This is a genomic window from Romboutsia sp., assembly GCF_035470145.1.
Classification (GTDB): Bacteria; Bacillota; Clostridia; order Peptostreptococcales; family Peptostreptococcaceae; genus Romboutsia_D.
This window is the reverse complement of record NZ_DATIRC010000232.1, coordinates 1-2,421: the sequence shown is the minus strand read 5'-3', so window position 1 is coordinate 2,421 and position 2,421 is coordinate 1. Positions and strand designations below refer to the sequence as shown.

At 29.3% G+C, this 2,421-nt stretch carries 3 protein-coding genes; all 3 read right to left on the bottom strand.

Going from position 1 to position 2,421, the window contains the following annotated elements:
* Nucleotides 1-39: 39 nt before the first annotated feature.
* A complete protein-coding gene (locus tag VLM92_RS09965; protein ID WP_325276194.1) occupies nucleotides 40-1,107 on the bottom strand; it encodes a nucleoside-diphosphate sugar epimerase/dehydratase in 1,068 nt (355 codons plus the stop codon).
* A gap of 30 nt (nucleotides 1,108-1,137) precedes the next feature.
* Nucleotides 1,138-1,851, bottom strand: coding sequence for a CpsD/CapB family tyrosine-protein kinase (locus VLM92_RS09960; protein WP_325276193.1), 714 nt, complete (start codon nucleotides 1,849-1,851; stop codon nucleotides 1,138-1,140).
* A gap of 30 nt (nucleotides 1,852-1,881) precedes the next feature.
* On the bottom strand, nucleotides 1,882-2,421 hold a 540-nt coding region (locus VLM92_RS09955), incomplete at its 5' end, for a YveK family protein (protein ID WP_325276192.1).

Here is a 2,421-nt window from a genome sequence, read left to right as displayed (position 1 = left end):
TTTATTAAATATTTCTTCCATTCTAACTTCTTCTCTTACTTATGCTATTATTGTACTTAGGTTAATTGTGCTGACATATTTTCTTATTAATTCTTGTTGTATTGAATAAGCATTGTTTTCGTAGTTGTCTAGTATTATTAGGTGATTAGGTTTAAAGCTTGCTATTTGTCTACATAGCTCACTTCCTATACTTCCTCCTCCACCTGTGACTAGTACTACTTTGTTTTGTATGTATTCACTCATTTCGGATAAGTTAACATTTATCGGTTCTCTACCTAATAAGTCTTCTATGTCTACGTCTCTTATTTTTTTGATATCTACTTTACCATCTATTATTTCAAATATTCCTGGTATTGTTTTTAGTTTACATTTTGTTGATTTACATTTTTCTATAATTATTTTCTTTCTATCATTGCTTACATTAGCCATTGCTAGTATGATTTCGTCTATTTCATATTCTTTAACTATTCTTTTTATGTCTTTTGTTTTTCCTAGGATTTTTACATTGTGTATTCTTCTTCCTAGCTTATTAGTATCATCATCTAATATTCCTACTGGTATTTTTCCTAATTGTGGGTTTTCTTTTAGCTCGTTGATTATCATTTCTCCAGCGCTTCCACCACCTATTACTAGTACTCTACTGTTTCCTTCTTTTAATGATGTTCTTAGTTTTATTCTTCTTCCTGTTCTATACGTTAATCTTAATCCACCAGTGAATGCTATTATTAATATTGTGTTCACTGTATAAAACAGTATTGAATAATTAACTCCCATAAGTTGGTGCATTAAATAAAGTGGTAATACATATATGATACATGCTATTAGTATGGATGCCATTTCTTCTTCGCCTGCGTATCTCCATAAACTTGAATAGCATTTGCATTTTAAAAATGATATTGTGTGAAGTATCATGTATATTATTAGTGGTAGTATTATTGTGCTTATCCCTATTGCTTTTGTTATTCCTGTTAGGTTTATTGATATTAATATTGCTAACAATATACTACACATATCTAGAGACCATAATGTAATTTGTCTTACTTTATATGTACTTAATATTTTACTTAAAACACTTTCTTGCTGAGGGTTTGCACTTTGTATTTCCATAAAATTCTCTCCCCCTGTATATTTATCTTTTTATTTCTTTTTCTTCTTATTTCTTGATGATCTAGAGCTTCTTTCACTTTCTTGATAATAATAGTTATAATAATCATATCCTGAACCATTAACTTCAAATTTGTTAAGTACAGTTCCTAGTATATTAGCACCAACATTGTCTAATCTTTCTTTTGATATCTTTGCCATTTCTGAGTCTGCTTCATTAGATCCAACTACAAACAATGTTCCGTCTGTGTATGTTGATATTATTCCTGCATCTGTAACGATACCTATTGGTGGTGCATCTATAAATATATAATCATAATGTTCTCTTAAACTTTGTACAAACTCTCTCATTTTTTTAGATGATAACATTTCTGATGGGTTTGGTGGTATTTGACCACATGTTAATACATGTAAGTTTTTTGTGTCTGTACAGTGTACACATTCTACAAATGTTTTGTTGTTAACAAGTACGTCTGTAAGTCCCTGTATATTACTTATTCCAAACATTCTATGTATACTTGGATTTCTTAGGTCTCCATCAAGTATTAGTACTTTTTTTTCTAAGTTTGCAAAGCTGACTGCTAGGTTTGCTACTACTGTTGTTTTTCCTTCATTTTGTTTACTACTTGTTATGTTTATTACTTTTATTTCTTTATCTAAATTAGCAAATTCTATGCTTGTTCTTATTCCTCTATATGCTTCTGCTATAGGTGATTTTGGTTTACTTATACTTATTACTTTATTCATTTATTCCCACCCCTGTTTTGTTCCCCTGTTTTATTTTGCTAATTTTTCATTTGGTATTACTCCTAATATTGGTAATCCTAAGTATTTTTCTATATCTTGTGGTGTTTTTATTTTGTTATCTAAATATTCTATTAAAAACACAACAAATAGACCTATCATAATCCCAAGTACTGCTGCTATTGCAACGTTCATTACCTTATTGGGCTTAATAGGGGAATTTGGTACTATAGCTTTATCTATTACTTCTACACCATTTGCTTTTGTTATTCTTTTTGCTTCTTTTGGAAATACTTTTGTAATTTCATTTGCTATGTCTCTAGCTTTATTTGGGTTGGTATCTTGTACACTTATACTTATTATTTGAGTGTCTTTAACTGGTGATACTGTTATTTGCTCTGATAGTTGTTCAAATGTTTCATCTAATTTTAGGTTATCTATTACAGGCTCTAATACTATTCTTGATTTTATTATTTCTCCATACATTACTGCTAATTTTTCTGTTACTCTGTATTGATCATCCGTTATTCTTTTTGTGTTTTCATCTTGGTCAGTATTTACTATAAGTGTTGT